This is a genomic window from Melghirimyces profundicolus (genome assembly GCF_003054245.1).
Lineage (GTDB): Bacteria > Bacillota > Bacilli > Thermoactinomycetales > DSM-45169 > Melghirimyces > Melghirimyces profundicolus.
The window spans coordinates 30,032-46,476 of sequence record NZ_QBKR01000015.1; the positions used below are offsets into that span (position 1 = coordinate 30,032).

Sequence of the window (16,445 nt, forward strand, 5' to 3'; positions counted from 1 at the left end):
AAAGCCCCGATGGAAGGAAATAATGCTACCATGAAGAAGGTATATGTGCGTGTACGAGAGGAGGATTAAGAGCGTAGATGGAATCGACCGTATTCGAGACCGAATTGGCAGGCAAGCGTTTGCAGTTGGAGTTTGGCAAATTCGCCAACCAAGCGAACGGAGCCGTCTTTGTCCGTTACGGTGAGACCGCGGTGCTTGCAACGGCCACCGCGTCGGAGGAACCGAAGGACCTGCCGTTTTTTCCATTAACGGTGAACTATGAAGAACGGCTGTACGCGGTGGGTAAAATCCCCGGTGGGTTTATCAAACGGGAAGGACGGCCCAGTGAAAAGGCGGTATTGGCAAGCCGTCTGATTGATCGGCCCATCCGTCCGCTTTTTCCGGAGGGGTATCGCAATGATGTACAGGTGGTTACGACTGTCATGTCAGTGGATCAGGACTGTTCTTCCGAGATCGCGGCCATGATCGGCGCATCCGCGGCCCTTTCTGTTTCCGACATCCCTTTTTCCGGCCCCATCGCCGGGGTGATCGTCGGCCGGGTGGACGGAGAACTGGTGCTCAATCCAACCGTTGAACAGGCGGAAAAAAGCGATTTGCACCTGGTGGTCGCCGGAACGAAACAAGGGGTCAACATGGTGGAAGCCGGCGCGGACGAGGTGCCGGAGGACATTATGCTGGAAGCGATCCTTTTTGGACATGAAGCGATCAAAGAGTTGGTGGCATTTCAGGAAAACATCGCGGAACAGATCGGAAAGGACAAGATGCAGCCGGTGTTGCACCGGGTGGACGCCGAATTGGAACAAAGGGTCCGGGAACTGGCGGCTGTTCCCATGGCTGAAGCGGCACAGGCAGTGGAAAAACAGGAACAGGAGGATGCCATCAACCGGGTGAAGGAAATGGTCTTGGAAAAGATCGCCGGAGAGGAACCCGACGAGGAACTCCGGCAGGAGATCGAGGAAATCCTTCAAACGGTGTTGAAAGAGGAAGTCCGCCGCATGATCCTGGAAGAGAAAAAGCGTCCGGACGGTCGTTCTCCGGAAGAGATTCGGGAACTCACCAGCGAAGTCGGGACTCTTCCCCGGACTCACGGATCCGGACATTTTCGCCGCGGACAGACCCAGGTTTTGAGCGTCTGCACCCTGGGAGCCCTGGGGGATGTGCAGATTCTGGACGGGTTGGATCTGGAAGAGTCGAAACGGTTTATGCACCATTACAATTTTCCACCGTTCTCCGTCGGGGAGTCCCGGCCGATCAGAGGACCGGGACGGCGGGAAATCGGACACGGCGCATTGGGGGAACGGGCCTTGGAGCCGGTCATCCCTTCGGAAGATGAGTTTCCTTATACCATCCGGCTGGTTTCCGAGGTGCTGGAATCCAACGGGTCCACTTCCCAAGCCAGTATTTGCGCCTCCACCCTGGCCATGATGGATGCCGGCGTGCCGATCAAATCTCCGGTGGGTGGAATCGCCATGGGATTGGTGAAAGAAGGGGATCAGGTCACCGTGCTGACGGATATTCAAGGCATGGAAGACCATCTCGGAGACATGGATTTCAAGGTGGCGGGAACCCGCAAAGGGGTGACGGCTCTGCAGATGGACATCAAGATCCAGGAAATCGACCGGAATATCCTTTCCCAGGCACTGAAAGAGGCGCATCGGGCACGGCAGAAGATCCTGGACAACATGGAGGCCACCCTGAAAGAACCGCGCAAGGAGTTGTCTCCGTTCGCTCCGAAAATCCTTACCCTGAAGATCCATCCGGACAAGATCCGGGAGGTGATCGGACCCAGCGGACGGGTGATCAACAAGATTATCGACGAGACCGGGGTGAAAATCGATATCGAACAGGACGGGCGCATCTTCATCTCCTCCACCGATCCCGAGCAAAACCAGAAGGCGAAAAACATCATTGAAGATCTGGTGCGGGAAGTGACGGTGGGCGAGACGTACACCGGTACGGTGAAACGGGTGGAGAAGTACGGAGCCTTTGTGGAAGTTCTTCCCGGAAAGGAAGGTTTGGTACATATCTCCCAACTGGATAAAAACCGGGTGAATAAGGTGACGGACGTCGTAAACCTGGGTGATAAGATTCTGGTGAAGGTGACGGAAATCGACAATCAGGGCCGGATCAACCTTTCGAGAAAAGCAGTCCTGACAGAGGAATCCTGACAAGAGTTCCGCTTTGTTCCGGTCTCTTCTTCCACAAAAAGAGTCAGAGCGATCTGTCTCTTTTTTTATGTGGTTTGGGAGAGGTCCATCCTCGTATAGGAGACCGTGAGGGTGCATAAGTTATTAGCATCTGACCGAGGATGCCGAGGTGTTTGATCCGTGAGACGTGGCAGATTTACATGGTGGCTGATCCTGGCGGTTCCCCTGGTGTGGCTGGGGGTTTATTCCCCGTCGGTGACGGCGTACGTGAAAGCAGTCAAAAAGGGAACAGCGGAGCCGGTTTTTAAGCCGTTCCACCGGAACGATGAGTGGAGGGATCTGATTGAAAGTGGCGCCCGTGTTCGAAATGAACCTCCGGTGGATGCCCGGGTGGACCGGGTTTGGAAGGCAATCCCGGGTTACAACGGACTGGAGGTGGACCAGGAAGTCACGTATCGTCTGGCCGTCAAACAGAAAAAGAAGAAGTCGATTCCTTGGGTTTACAGGGAAATTCCGGCGCGGGTGAACCTGGATCAACTGGGGGCGCAACCGATCTATCGGGGGAATGAACACAAGCCCATGGCGGCACTGATGATCAATGTGGCGTGGGGAAGCGAATACCTCCCGAAAATGCTGAAAATCCTGGAGGAAGAAGGGGTCGCCGCCACTTTTTTTCTGGATGGGTCCTGGTTGAAAAAACATCCCGCCGAAGCCAAACAGATTCTTCAGAAAGGGCACGAGGTGGGAAATCACGCCTACAGCCATCCGTTGATGAGCCGTATTTCCAGGGAACGGGTGAGGTCGGAAATCCGGAAAACCGAAGATCTGGTCGGCCGGTTGGGAGTCCGTTCCGTTTATTTCGCCCCTCCCGCCGGGGACTTCAATCGCAACGTTCTGGAGGAGGCTCATCGGATGGGGATGAAAACGGTCCTGTGGACCGTGGATACGGTGGACTGGAAAGAAAGTTCCACACCGCAATGGATGATCCAACGAATCCGAAATCACATCAGCAAAGGCAGCTTGGTGCTGATGCACCCGACAGGGAGGACGGTGGAAGCTCTTCCTCAAATCATAAGCACGATCAAGGAAAAGGGATTAAGATTAGGCACGGTGGGGGAGGTGCTCTCTCCAAACCGGGTGGAACGTCTTGAGCCGATCGGGACCTTTTGATATAGTGGGGATGCTTTGCGGCCATTCCTAACATCGTTGAGATGACACAGCGATGACATGTCCATGGGACGAGGAGGAATTCGGATTACGGTGATTCTGAAACATACTCTCCCCAACGGGGTTCGCGTGGTGGCCGAGTCCATTCCGTATGTCCGGTCCGTCGCTTTCGGTTTATGGGTCGGCACCGGATCCCGGTATGAAACGTGGCAGAACAACGGGATTTCCCATTTTTTGGAACACATGATGTTTAAAGGAACAGAAAATCGGACCGCCCGCCAGTTGGCAGAGACGTTTGATGAAATCGGAGGGCAGGTCAATGCTTTCACCTCCAAGGAGATCACCTGTTATTATGCAAAGGTGCTGGACGAACATCTGATGATCGCCGTCGATGTGCTTGCGGACATGTTTTTCAGGTCTCTTTTCGACCCGGAAGAGATCCGGAAGGAGCAAAAGGTGGTGGATGAAGAGATCCGCATGGTGGAGGACACGCCGGATGACGTCGTTCACGACCGACTTTCTTCCGTCGCCCTGGAGGGCCACCCTCTCGGGTGGTCTGTTTTGGGCCGTGTCGAAAACCTCCGGAGGTTTGACCGGTCGCTCCTGCTGGACTACAAAAGTCGGCGATATCGCCCGCAGGAACTGGTGATTGCATGCGCGGGAAACCTTCCCGAAAACTACCTGGACATGATTGAGGCTCATTTCGGCGACTTCCAGGGCGGGCCGGCGGTTTCCGAAAGAGTGAAACCGGAATTCACAGGGGGAATTTCCGTTAAGAAAAAGGAGACGGAACAATCCCATATCTGTTTGGGGCTTCCCGGGATTCCGGCCGGCGATCAGCGGATTTATTCCTACATATTGCTGAACAATCTGGTGGGAGGGAACATGAGTTCCCGTCTGTTTCAGGAAGTCCGTGAGGAACGGGGGCTGGCCTATTCGGTATATTCCTATCACAGTGCCTACAGCGATACCGGTCTTTTCACCATTTATGCAGGTACGTCTCCGGATCAGGAAAACGAAGTGATCCGAGTCATATTGGGGATTCTGGATGAAATCCGCAATCACGGGATCACTGCGGAAGAGCTCGCCAAGGGGAAAGAACAGCTGAAAGGCAGTCTGATGATGAGCTTGGAGAGTACCAACAACCGGATGAGCCGGTTGGGAAAGAACGAACTGCTCTTGGGCCGGCATAAGTCGATGGACGAAGTGGTGGAAGCGGTGGAGAGCCTCACCCGGGAAGACCTTCTGGAAGCGGCCCGATCGATCTTTTCCCACCCGCTGGCCTTGTCGGTGATTTCACCGGGTGGAACCGTTCCCCCGGCGTACAGGAGGGACGCTCTTGCGGTTTGACGTCATGATCCGGAAGTTGCCCGGAAATGAAGATCTCCCCCTTCCCACCAGAATGTCGGACGGGGCGAGTGGATTCGATCTGTATGCGGCGATCCCTGAAGAATTCTTTTTGGAACCGGGAGAATGGAAATTGATTCCGGCGGGCTTTGCATTGGAGATGCCCGAGGGGCTGGAAGCCCAGGTGCGCCCGCGGAGCGGGTTGGCATTGAAATACGGGGTCACGGTGTTGAACGCGCCGGGAACCGTGGATGCGGATTACCGGGGTGAGGTTTCCGTGCTCCTTCACAATTTGGGGAAACAGCCATTTCCGGTTCGTCGGGGGGATCGAATCGCCCAGCTGGTGTTTCAGGAGGTGGCCCCCGTCCGCCTCCGGGAGACCGAACACCTGAAGGACACCCCCAGGGGAGCCGGAGGCTTCGGGCATACCGGAAAGTAAGCAGCCCCCGGAGGGGCCCCGTCCTGCACAATCCTCCTAAAAGCGTTGTGATTTCGACCCCAGGCGAGACTTGTGCTCTGTGAGTGCATAGTGAGACCGGGGAGTGAAGCGACCCCAGGCGAGACTTGTGCTCTGTGAGTGCATAGCGAGACCGGGGAGTGAAGCGACCCAGGCGAGACTTGTGCTCTGTGAGTGCATAGCGAGACCGGGGAGTGAGCGACCCAGGCGAGACTTGTGCTCTGTGAGTGCATAGCGAGACCGGGGAGTGAGCGACCCAGGCGAGACTTGTGCTCTGTGAGTGCATAGCGAGACCGGGGAGTGAGCGACCCAGGCGAGACTTGTGCTCTGTGAGTGCATAGCGAGACCGGGGAGTGAGCGACCCAGGCGAGACTTGTGCTCTGTGAGTGCATAGCGAGACCGGGGAGTGAGCGACCCAGGCGAGACTTGTGCTCTGTGAGTGCAGCCGGAGCGGCTTTGGGTGAATGCTGCCGCTCACTTTTTCACAACACTTCTAAAGTGTTCCGGTCCGTCAGCCCGATTGGACATTCCCAGATCCATACCGCGCCGAAAAGATAAAAACGTTCTGGTTGTGGAAGGGGCGTTTTTTTCTTTCCGGCATAAGTTCGTCCCTGCTCCGATAATATCTGGTAAGGGGGAGTTCTTATGCGCTGGAGCGAGTTTGCGGAAAAAGAACTGATCGATGTGGGAGGGGGCGAGCGGATCGGTTCGGTGGGGCAGGCGGATCTTCTCATCGACCCCGAGACGGGGGAGATCCGGTCCATGCTGTTGCCTGTCGGCTCCTCCTGGTTCGGAAAAAGACAGGAGGTCCGGGAAGTCATTTGGAGCCACATCAAAAAGATCGGTCCCGAAATGGTGATCGTGGAACGGGGGAACGGCTTCTTTTACAAATGATTCAGGATTCCGGCCGACATGACGGCCGCGGGCAGGGGCCCATCGCCCCCGCCCGTTTTATTTTGCATGGATACCCGAAAGGAGACGGGGCTTCCGGTAACCGAAGCGGAAGTCCTGACATATGATGCAGGAGAAAGCGGCGACTTCCCATAGGGAGAGGTCCCCGCCGCCAAGGGGTGCTCCCCCGGGAAAGGGGTCATTCAGGCGAAATGTTGACAGGAAAACACGTGGCCTTTATCGGTGGCGACGCCAGACAATTGGAAGTGATCAAAAGCTGCATTGAACAAAATGCCAAGGTCAGTCTCATCGGGTTTGACAATTTGCAGAGTCCATTCAGCGGAGCCAGCAACCGGGAACTGACTCCCTCCCTTTTAAAGACCGTGGATATGTTGATTTTGCCCATCCTGGGGACTGACGAAGAAGGATATGTCAGCAGTATATTCACGACAAAAAAACTGGCATTGTCGGAAGAACATATCGCTTCATTGACGTCCCGTGCCATGGTTTACACAGGGATCGCGAAATCATACTTAAAAAATCTTTGTGATCAACATTCCATCCGGCTCGTGGAGCTCCTGAAACGGGACGACGTGGCGATATACAACTCCATCCCCACGGTGGAGGGGGCTCTGATGATGGCCATCCAGCACACAAACATCACGATCCACGGGTCTGTTTGTGCCGTACTGGGTCTGGGGCGGGTGGGAATGACCCTCGGCAGGACGTTGGCGGCATTGGGTGCCCGGGTGAAGATGGGGGTGCGCCGGACCGATCAGGCGGCCCGCTCGGAGGAGATGGGTCTCTCGCCTTTTTTCATGAAGGACCTCCATCGGCACGCCGGGGATGTGGACCTTTTGTTCAATACGGTTCCCGCCCTGGTGGTGACCGCCAAAGTGTTGAACCGAATGCCTTACAGCGCAGTGATCATTGATTTGGCTTCGAAACCGGGGGGAGTGGACTTCACATATGCCGAAAAACGGGGAATCAAGGCCTTGCTGGCTCCCAGCCTGCCCGGAATTGTCGCTTCCAAGACCGCTGGCCGGATTCTGGCCCAGACCATGACCCGGCTGATGTCGGAAGAACTCGAAGAGGAGGGTTCTTAAAGCATGAATCTGGAAGGGAAAACCATCGGATTCGGGATGACGGGTTCCCACTGCACCCACGACGAAGCACTTCCCCAGATGAAACGTCTGGTTGAATTGGGGGCCCGGGTGATCCCGATCCTTTCCCACACCGTTCAGACAGTGGACAGCAAGTTCGGCGATGCGGCGGATTGGCTGAAGAAAATCAAGGAAATCACGGGGGAGAAGATCATCACTTCGGTGCCGGAAGCGGAGCCCATCGGCCCCAAAAAGCTTCTGGACGGTATGTTGATCGCTCCGTGCACGGGCAACAGCCTGGCCCGGCTGGCCAATGCGCTGACGGACGGACCGGTCCTGATGGCTGCCAAAGCGCAAATGAGGAACCAGCGGCCGGTGGTTTTGGCGATATCCACCAACGACGCCCTCGGTTTGAATGCGGCCAACCTGGCCCGCCTGCTTCCGGCCCGACACATTTATTTTGTTCCCTTCGGACAGGATTCACCCGAAAAAAAGCCGAATTCCTTGGTTGCACGCATGGAATTAATCCCTGAGACTGTCGAGTCGGCCATCAACGGCCGTCAGATCCAGCCTTTGATAGTTGAAAAATACCGCGATTTAATCTCATAATAGAGAATGATGCATTGATAGAATTTCAAAAGAGGACGAAGGCCTTCCTTCATTCGTGAACGAAGGCCCTCATAACTTTTTGGCCGACTCAAATGAGGGGGATTTATAACATGCCTGTAAAAGAAGCAACTGTTGCGGTTTTGGGTGCGACAGGGGCGGTCGGAGAACAGATCCTGCGTAACCTGGAAAAGCGTTCTTTTCCGCTGAAAGACCTTCGGCTTTTGGCCTCGAAGCGTTCCGCGGGCAAAAAAGTCCGCTTCAACGGCGGCGAAGTGACCGTGCAGGAAGCGACGCCGGAGGCTTTTGAAGGGGTGGACATCGCTTTGTTCAGCGCCGGCGGAAGCGTCAGTGAGAAGTTCGCTCCCGAAGCAGTGAAGCGGGGAGCCGTTGTCGTCGATAACACCAACGCTTTCCGTATGGACCCGGAAGTTCCCCTGATCGTTCCCGAGGTGAACAAAGAAGAGATCAAACATCACAAGGGTATCATTGCCAACCCCAACTGTTCCACCATCCAGATGGTGGTGGCTCTTAAACCGCTGTATGATCGCTTCGGCTTTGACCGGGTGATCGTTTCCACCTACCAGGCGGTTTCCGGTTCTGGAGCGAAAGCCATGGAGGAGCTGAACGAACAATCCCGGGCTGTGCTGGAGGGCCGGGAAGTGGTGAAGAAGATCATGCCGGTGGGCAAACTTGACAAACACTATCAGATCGCTTTCAATGCCCTTCCCCAATGCGACGTTGCCCAGGAAAACGGGTTCACACTGGAAGAAATGAAGATGGTACGCGAAACGAAAAAGATCTTCGGCGACGAACAGATCGGCGTGACCGCCACCTGTGTCCGGGTCCCGGTCCAGCGTGGACACAGTGAATCGATCTACGTGGAGTTGAAAAAGGATTTTGATCTGGAAGAGGTGCGCCAAGCGCTCCGCGAAGCGGATGGGGTGATCCTCGAAGACGACATCCACAACCAGGTGTATCCGACCCCGCTCGATTCCGCCGGTCGGGACGAAGTTTTCGTCGGTCGGGTACGGAAGGACACCGTCCATCCGAAGGGACTCAACCTCTGGGTGGTCTCCGATAACCTTCTGAAAGGGGCCGCCACCAACGCCGTTCAGATTGCCGAACATCTTGTCCGCGAGTAGAAGGGAATGTTCCATGAAAATCCGAGTACAGAAGTTTGGCGGAACTTCCGTCGCCACTCCGGAACGGCGGGGACGGGTGGTTCATCATATCCGCCAGGCTTTGAATGAAGGCTGCAACGTTGTTGTTGTCGTATCCGCGATGGGTCGAAAAGGCGATCCCTATGCGACGGACACCCTCCTCCATTGGATTGAGGAAAACGGGCAATCCCTGTCCCCGCGCGAACAGGATTTGCTGCTGTCCTGCGGGGAAATCATCTCCGCTTCCACTCTGTCCAGCCTGCTGAACAAGGAAGGCATCCCCAACACGGTACTGACCGGGGGGCAGGCCGGTATCATCACCAACAACCAGTACAATAACGCCCAGATCCTCACCATCAACCCGAGCCGGGTGGAAAGCGAACTGGAGAAGGGAAAAGTGGTGGTCCTGGCCGGTTATCAGGGAAAGACCATCGATGGAGAGGTGACCACGCTGGGACGCGGGGGGAGCGATACCACCGCGACGGCCATCGGGGTTGCCCTGAATGCCGATATGGTGGATATTTTCACCGACGTGGAAGGCATCATGACGGCCGATCCCCGGATCGTGGAAGATGCTGCTCCACTGGAGGCGGTCACCTATACAGAAATCTGCAACCTGGCTTTTCAAGGTGCCAAAGTGATCCATCCCCGTGCGGTGGAACTGGCCATGCAGACAAATGTTCCCATTCGGGTGCGTTCCACGATGAGTGATCACCCCGGGACGCTCGTTTCCAGCACCCATGAAAAGAACAAACTGGCGGGGGAAGTGAGCGACCGTCTGATCACGGGCATCACCCAGATGGCCAATGTGACTCAGATCAAAGTGCCGGCCAAGGAAGACCAATACGACCTCCAGCTGAAGGTGTTCAAAGCGATGGCGGAGAACGGCATCAGTGTGGATTTTATCAATATTAATCCCAGCGGGGTGATCTACACCGTTTACGACCATGTGGCGGATGCGGCGGAGGAAATTCTCCGTTCGATGGAGCTGGAGCCGGAACTGTTGCGCGGGTGCGCCAAAATTTCGGTTGTGGGCGCCGGCATCGCGGGTGTTCCCGGTGTGATGTCCAAGATTGCCGAAGCCTTGACGGAAGAGGATATCCCAATCCTTCAGTCCGCCGATTCCCATACGACCATCTGGGTTTTGGTTCCGGGGAACCACATGGTCAAAGCGGTCCGCTCCCTCCACCGCAAGTTCGATCTTCATAAGGTCCATGTGACCAATTCCTAAACCAAAAGAAAACAGATCTACAGGATAGATCGGGAGACTAGGGGGATGGACGTCGTGCAATTTGGTAGACTGCTGACTGCTATGATCACTCCCATGACCCATCATGGGGCCATTGATTGGCCGCGTGTCGATTCCGTGATCGACCATCTGATTCAAACCGGGACCGACTCCATCGTCATTGCGGGAACGACGGGGGAGTCACCGACACTGAGCCATCAGGAAAAGCTGGATCTGTTTCGGCGCGCGGTCCGGCAAGCCGATGGTCGCGTCAAGATTATCGCAGGGACCGGGACCAATAACACCGATGCCTCCGTCCAGCTGACCCGTGAAGCGGAAGAAACGGGTGTGGACGGAGTGATGTTGGTGGTTCCGTATTACAACAAACCGACGCAGGAAGGGTTATACCAACATTTCAGGACGGTGGCCGAGTCCACATCCCTCCCGGTCATGCTTTACAACATTCCCGGACGAAGTTCGGTCAACCTGGGTGTGGACACCATGGTCCGCCTGACCCACGAAGTGGAAAACATCAGCCTCATCAAGGAATCCAGCGGAGATCTGGTTCAGGTGATGGAATTGGTGGAGCGGAAGCGGGAAGGTGTGGCCGTCTACAGCGGGATGGATGAGCTGACGGTTCCTTACCTTTCCGTCGGCAGCGTCGGGATCGTCAGCGTGGCGAGCCACGTGGTCGGACGGGAAATGAAAGAAATGATCGAGGCCTTTATCGGCGGAGATGTGGAAAGAGCGGGACGGATTCAGCGGCGGATCGTTCCCCTGTGGCGCGCCCTGTTCATGACGTCCAGCCCGGCCCCCCTGAAATACGCCCTGTCTTTGATGGGGGTGTGCGAAGACCACGTCCGTCTGCCGATGGTTCCGTTGAACCAAGCGGAAAAAACCCATATGCAAACGATTCTTCAAACGATGCAGGTAATCAAATGAGACGGTGGTGAAAAACCGGGCCCTCGCGGGCCCGGTTTTTCACCACCGTCACTCTGGAAGGATTTTCGCATGGGGTTTCTTGCAACGGATCAAATGGTTCGTGTATAATATCAGTAAGTGACTTGTGCGGTTTTTGGGTGATCGACAACTGAATAGGGTACAGGAGGAATTTTTTTTGACAAAAAACAACTCACGAAGCAAATTGTCCATTTTTGCTCTCGGTGGGTTGGATGAAATCGGGAAAAATATGTATGTGGTGAGGTACGGCGACGACATCGCGGTGGTGGACGCCGGCCTGATGTTTCCGGAAGAAGAGATGCTGGGAATCGACGTCGTGATTCCGGATATCACGTATTTGATTGAAAACCGCGATAAAGTGCGCGGAATTCTTTTAACGCACGGGCATGAGGACCATATTGGCGGCCTTCCTTACATCCTGAAGGAATTGAACGTGCCGGTGTTCGGCACAAAACTGACCATGGGTCTGGTGGAACACAAGTTGCGGGAAGCCCATCTGTTGAACCAAACCAAGCGGGTTGTGATCAACAACCGTTCGGAAGTGAAGTTGGGTTCGATGAGGGCGACCTTCTTTAAGACGAACCACAGCATTCCCGATTCAGTCGGAGTCTGCCTCGAGACGCCGGAGGGTCGGGTGGTTCACACCGGTGACTTTAAATTTGACATGACACCGGTGAACGGACAGGCCGCAGACATGCATAAAATGGCAGAAATCGGAAAGAAGGGGGTTCTGTGCCTTCTTTCCGACAGCACCAATGCGGAACGGGCCGGTTTCACGGGATCGGAACGGACGGTGGGTGAAGCGCTGGAAGCCGTGTTCCGCAAAGCCAAGCAACGGGTGATTGTGGCGACGTTCGCTTCCAATATTCACCGTATTCAACAGGTGGTGGACGCCGCCCATATGCACAACCGCAAACTGGCGGTCGTGGGACGCAGCATGGTCAATGTGGTCAACATCAGTATGGAGCTCGGTTACCTCCGGGTTCCCTCCGACCTTTTGATCGATCCCGACGAGATTAATCGTCTGCCCGCCCACCGGGTGGCGGTGATCTCGACGGGGAGTCAGGGGGAGCCGATGTCGGCATTGACCCGGATGGCCCACGGCGCCCACCGCAAGATTGAAATTCTGCCCGGGGACACGGTGGTTTTGGCTGCCACTCCGATTCCCGGCAACGAAAAACTGGTTTCCAAAACGGTCGACCAACTCTTCCGGGTCGGGGCCAACGTGGTTTACAGCACCACTTCCCAGCACGGTGTTCACGTATCCGGCCACGGTTCCCAGGAAGATCTGAAACTCATGCTCAATCTGATGAGACCGAAATATTTTATCCCGATTCACGGTGAGCACCGTATGTTGCGGGCTCACGGCCAACTCGCCGAGTCCGTCGGTATTCGTCCGGAGAATATCTTCATCAGTGATAACGGAGATGTGGTGGAGTTTTCCGACGGAAAAGCACGCTACGGATCCAAAGTTCAGACGGGCAATGTCCTGATTGACGGATTAGGTGTCGGAGATGTGGGGAACATCGTTCTTCGCGATCGGAAATTGCTGTCCCAGGACGGCATTCTGGTGGTTGTGGTCACCCTTGGAAAGAACAACGGCAAAATTTTGTCCGGACCCGATATCATCTCACGTGGCTTCGTCTATGTGCGCGAATCAGAAAAACTGCTGGAAGAAGCCAACCGCATTGTCACCCAAACGATGGAAAAATGTGCAAATGAACGGGTCAGCGAATGGGCGTCGCTCAAGACGAGCATCCGGGATGCCCTCAGCCGGTTTTTGTATGATAAGACCCGTCGTCGTCCGATGATCCTGCCGATTATCATGGAAGTCTGAACATGAGCCCCCTGAACGGGGGCTTTTTGCATGGGAACAGCCCCCCTTTCGCATACTAGAGAGGGAAGGGGGATGAGTATGAACGATAAGACCGAATTGACGCCGCAAACCAACCCTGCGGGACAACCTCCCGGCACCCCCGTTCCCGGACAGCAACCGGGAACGGAACCGCAGAAAAAGGAAGATCCGAAGAAAAAAGGGATCGTCGACGCGATCCAGCAACTGGGCCAGACCAACATACCCCAAATGCAATCCAACGTCCACTGCTTGTCGGTGATCGGGCAAGTGGAAGGACACTTGGTGATGCCCGCCCAGAACAAGACGACCAAATACGAACACGTGATTCCGCAAATTGTGGCAGCCGAACAGAACCCCAACATCGAAGGGGTTGTCATCATCCTGAACACTGTCGGCGGAGACGTGGAGGCGGGCCTTGCGATCGCCGAGATGATTTCCTCCATGAGCAAACCGACGGTTTCCCTGGTGTTGGGAGGAGGACACAGCATCGGGGTTCCGATCGCGGTTTCCGCAGACATGAGCTTTATCGCCGAGACAGCCACCATGACCATTCACCCTGTCCGGTTGACGGGGATGGTGGTGGGAGTGCCGCAGACCTTTGAGTACATGGAGAAGATGCAGGACCGCGTCATCCGTTTTGTCGCCCAACACTCCAACATCAGTGAAGAACAATTCCGGGAATTGATGTTCCGCACGGGGGAACTGGCGCGGGACATCGGAACCAACGTCATCGGATCGGATGCCGTGAATTACGGGCTGATCGACCGTGTCGGCGGATTGGGGGACGCTCTGGCGGAACTGAACCGGCGGATTGAACTCAACCGGCAGGGCGGCGTGGTTCAATGATCCACTACTCCGTCATTCCCGCAGAATTCGCCTGGGTCGACCCCTCCCAAGAACCCGAAACCCGTGAAGTCGAAGTGGAAGGGGTTTCGATGTTAGTGGAGATGACAGGTTCGGGGGAAGGTCGGATCGTGCGCCTCTTCTCCACCGATCCCCGGCACTATCTCGATTCCCGCTATCAGCCGGGGGCGAGGATTCATGTCCAACCCTGACTCCGGCTTTGACCCTCCGGTTTGATTACTGGAGGGTCTTTCCATGTTATAATGGAAAGACAGGCACGGTTTGGACAGAAAAGGGGGTCGGTTATGGCGAAAAAAAAGAAAAAATCGTCCGAAAGACTTTCGAACGCGATCCTTTTTGAACTTTACGGAATCGTCATCTTGACGCTGGCGTTGATGGCGATGGCCAGAATGGGAGCGGTGGGGCGTTCCCTGAGTTACCTGTCCCGCTTCTTCGTTGGGAACTGGGATTTTCTCCTTCCCCTTGGCGGGCTCATCCTCGCCGTCCGCATCATGGTCAAACGTCAGTGGCCAAACCGATGGTCCGCCCGCTGGACGGGAATCCTGCTCCTGATTCTGGCGTTTCTCATCTGGAACCATATGGACACTTTCGACACCTTGGAAGCACGCGGCCGGGGCGGCCCCATCCTTTCCGTCACCTGGGAGCGGATTCTGGAAGAGAAGAATTCCCGCCTTCCAACCGATATCGGGGGCGGGATGATCGGAGCCCTGGGTTATGCCTTGTTTCATTTTCTGTTTGATCGGACGGGTTCCACCCTGGCCACCATCGCTCTCGGTTTGGCGGGAGGGATCCTGGCCACGGGTGTCTCTTATGTCAACACCCTCCGTTCTATGAGGGAACGGTGGAAGGAGTTTGTTGCGGAGTGGAAGTTCCGACTGTCCCGGCGGTATTCAAATAACCGAAAAAAAGCCGCCGGGGGGAAGCGGAGGAAGAGCCCCAAGAGAGACCAAGGGCCGGTGGCGGATCCGAGGGAGCCTTCGGATATTCCGGTGATTCATGACTTTTCCGAAAAGGAAGAGGAGACCCGCCGAACCGATTGGTCGGAACAACAGGAGCTCTTTCCGCCGCAAACCCGGCAGCCGGTTAAACCGGAACCGGCTGCGACGGAGCCCCGCAGTTCCGGAAAATCCGTTGAGGAGGACTCGAAGGGAGCTGTGGTGGTTCAATTCAATAAAGACCGGGATCTTCCCGAGTACCGTTTGCCTCCGTTCACCCTCCTCGGAAAGCCGAAGAAAAGCGGGAACAACCAGGACCGGAGAGGAATGGCGGACAACGCCAAAAAACTGGAAACCACATTGGAAAGTTTCGGGGTGAAGGCGAAGGTGACTCAGATCCACCGGGGCCCCGCGGTGACCCGGTACGAAGTGCAGCCGGACACGGGGGTGAAGGTGAGCCGGATCGTCAATTTGGCGGACGATATCGCCCTTGCCTTGGCGGCCAAAGATATCCGGATCGAAGCGCCGATTCCGGGAAAAGCCGCTCTCGGGATCGAAGTGCCCAACCCGGAAACCTCGGTTGTGGGGCTGAGGGATGTATTGGAAAGCTCTCAGTACCACGAGGCGGACTCCAAACTTTCCATCGCCTTGGGGCGGGACATTTCCGGGGAACCCATCGTCGGGGATTTGTCCCGAATGCCTCACCTGCTGGTGGCGGGTGCGACCGGTTCCGGCAAAAGTGTCTGCATCAATGATATCATCTGCAGCATCCTGTACAAAGCGAAACCCAATGAAGTCAAATTCATGATGATCGACCCCAAAATGGTGGAGCTGAACATCTACAACGGCATTCCCCATCTCCTGTCCCCGGTGGTGACCGACTCCCGCCGGGCCGCTGTTGCATTGAAGAAAGTGGTCGCCGAAATGGAAAAACGGTATGAATTGTTTGCGGAGACCGGGGCCCGGGACATCGAGCGGTACAACCGGCTGATCCGTGAGAAGGGGGAGGAAGAACGGACCCTGCCCTATATCGTGGTCATCGTGGATGAGCTGGCCGATTTGATGATGGTGGCCCCGGCCGATGTGGAAGACGCCATCTGCCGGTTGGCTCAGATGGCCCGGGCCGCGGGGATTCATCTGATCATCGCCACCCAACGTCCCTCGGTGGATGTGATCACCGGCGTGATCAAGGCGAACATTCCTTCCCGGATCGCTTTTGGTGTCTCTTCTTCCGCGGACTCCCGGACGATTTTGGATATGGGCGGAGCGGAAAAACTTCTGGGTCGGGGGGACATGCTGTACCTTCCCACGGGGGCTTCCAAACCGATCCGGGTGCAGGGTTCCTTCGTTTCGGATCAGGAGGTGGAGTCCGTGGTCCAATACGTGAAGGATCAGCAACAGGCACGCTATCATGAAGAAATGATCCCCGAGAAACAGGAGGGCGGTGGCGGGGGGGAGAAAGTGGAAGATGCACTCTTCCCCCAGGCAGTGCAGTTGGTGGTGGAAGCCAAAACCGCCTCCGTCTCCCTCCTTCAACGGCGCCTCCGAGTGGGCTACACCCGTGCCGCCCGTCTGATCGATTACATGGAACAGCGGGGGATCGTCGGCCCTTATGAGGGCAGTAAACCGCGGGAGGTGCTGATGACATCGGAACAGCTTTCCAAACACAATATTTCCGTTTAGAGTTTCACCTGATTTCAACAAAACAGTGGCCAATTGAAA

14 protein-coding genes are annotated in these 16,445 nt (G+C 55.8%); all 14 read left to right on the forward strand.

What is annotated here, in order from left to right; translation table 11 throughout:
• The first annotated feature begins 77 nt into the window (after positions 1-77).
• The 14 genes from pnp to C8P63_RS11400 all read left to right on the forward strand — a co-directional run bounded on the left by pnp (position 78) and on the right by C8P63_RS11400 (position 16,406).
• Positions 78-2,168 (forward strand): polyribonucleotide nucleotidyltransferase, encoded by a 2,091-nt coding sequence (gene pnp, locus C8P63_RS11335; RefSeq protein ID WP_108024236.1) that lies wholly within the window; start codon positions 78-80, stop codon positions 2,166-2,168.
• 159 nt (positions 2,169-2,327) lie between these two features.
• Complete coding sequence (locus tag C8P63_RS11340) at positions 2,328-3,317, forward strand: polysaccharide deacetylase family protein (protein WP_108024238.1); 990 nt, start codon at positions 2,328-2,330, stop codon at positions 3,315-3,317.
• A gap of 90 nt (positions 3,318-3,407) precedes the next feature.
• Entirely contained in the window at positions 3,408-4,664 is a 1,257-nt protein-coding gene (locus C8P63_RS11345) for a M16 family metallopeptidase (protein WP_245920851.1), read from the forward strand.
• Between the two features lie 4 nt (positions 4,665-4,668).
• Positions 4,669-5,100 carry a dUTP diphosphatase gene (dut, locus tag C8P63_RS11350; RefSeq protein WP_108024351.1) on the forward strand — a complete coding sequence of 144 codons (432 nt, stop codon included), beginning with the start codon at positions 4,669-4,671 and terminating at the stop codon, positions 5,098-5,100.
• A gap of 663 nt (positions 5,101-5,763) precedes the next feature.
• Complete coding sequence (locus C8P63_RS11355) at positions 5,764-6,012, forward strand: YlmC/YmxH family sporulation protein (protein ID WP_108024240.1); 249 nt, start codon at positions 5,764-5,766, stop codon at positions 6,010-6,012.
• A 209-nt stretch (positions 6,013-6,221) separates the two neighbouring features.
• Positions 6,222-7,115, forward strand: coding sequence for a dipicolinate synthase subunit DpsA (gene dpsA, locus C8P63_RS11360; RefSeq protein ID WP_108024242.1), 894 nt, complete (start codon positions 6,222-6,224; stop codon positions 7,113-7,115).
• A gap of 3 nt (positions 7,116-7,118) precedes the next feature.
• Positions 7,119-7,721 (forward strand): dipicolinate synthase subunit B, encoded by a 603-nt coding sequence (locus C8P63_RS11365; RefSeq protein ID WP_108024244.1) that lies wholly within the window; start codon positions 7,119-7,121, stop codon positions 7,719-7,721.
• A 110-nt stretch (positions 7,722-7,831) separates the two neighbouring features.
• A complete protein-coding gene (locus C8P63_RS11370; protein ID WP_108024246.1) occupies positions 7,832-8,863 on the forward strand; it encodes an aspartate-semialdehyde dehydrogenase in 1,032 nt (343 codons plus the stop codon).
• Between the two features lie 13 nt (positions 8,864-8,876).
• Complete coding sequence (dapG, locus tag C8P63_RS11375) at positions 8,877-10,112, forward strand: aspartate kinase (protein WP_108024248.1); 1,236 nt, start codon at positions 8,877-8,879, stop codon at positions 10,110-10,112.
• Between the two features lie 45 nt (positions 10,113-10,157).
• Positions 10,158-11,051 carry a 4-hydroxy-tetrahydrodipicolinate synthase gene (gene dapA, locus C8P63_RS11380; protein WP_108024251.1) on the forward strand — a complete coding sequence of 298 codons (894 nt, stop codon included), beginning with the start codon at positions 10,158-10,160 and terminating at the stop codon, positions 11,049-11,051.
• Positions 11,052-11,226: 175 nt separating this feature from the next.
• Entirely contained in the window at positions 11,227-12,906 is a 1,680-nt protein-coding gene (locus C8P63_RS11385; protein WP_108024253.1) for a ribonuclease J, read from the forward strand.
• A gap of 72 nt (positions 12,907-12,978) precedes the next feature.
• Positions 12,979-13,770, forward strand: coding sequence for a ClpP family protease (locus C8P63_RS11390; RefSeq protein WP_108024255.1), 792 nt, complete (start codon positions 12,979-12,981; stop codon positions 13,768-13,770).
• Entirely contained in the window at positions 13,767-13,979 is a 213-nt protein-coding gene (locus C8P63_RS11395) for a YlzJ-like family protein (RefSeq protein ID WP_108024257.1), read from the forward strand. Before C8P63_RS11390 ends, C8P63_RS11395 begins: the two co-directional genes overlap by 4 nt.
• 93 nt (positions 13,980-14,072) lie before the next feature.
• Entirely contained in the window at positions 14,073-16,406 is a 2,334-nt protein-coding gene (locus tag C8P63_RS11400) for an FtsK/SpoIIIE family DNA translocase (RefSeq protein ID WP_108024259.1), read from the forward strand.
• Positions 16,407-16,445 lie beyond the last annotated feature (39 nt).